This window comes from Pseudomonas sp. 50_B, assembly GCF_017491625.1.
Taxonomy (GTDB): domain Bacteria; phylum Pseudomonadota; class Gammaproteobacteria; order Pseudomonadales; family Pseudomonadaceae; genus Aquipseudomonas; species Aquipseudomonas danubii.
This window is the reverse complement of record NZ_JAFGYX010000198.1, coordinates 1-247: the sequence shown is the minus strand read 5'-3', so window position 1 is coordinate 247 and position 247 is coordinate 1. Positions and strand designations below refer to the sequence as shown.

Below are 247 nucleotides of genomic sequence, written 5' to 3'. Positions count from 1 at the left end.
GAGAACGCCAACCATGTGCCGGTCAATGCCCTGTGGCTGACCAACGTGATGATCCAGATCTTCCTGTTGATCACCCTGTTTTCCGCCGGCACCTATACCAGCCTGATCTATCTGGCATCGTCGATGATCCTGGTGCCCTACCTGTGGTCGGCGGCCTACGCAGTGCTGCTGGCGGTGCGCGGCGAAAGCTACGAACAGGCCCTGGCCGAGCGCAAGAAGGACCTGGTCATCGGCGGCATCGCCCTGC

1 protein-coding gene is annotated in these 247 nt (G+C 61.5%); it reads left to right on the top strand.

What is annotated here, in order from left to right; genetic code table 11:
• Positions 1 to 247 (top strand): amino acid permease (locus J5M73_RS31600; RefSeq protein WP_207817021.1); only part of this gene is annotated, 247 nt, incomplete at both ends.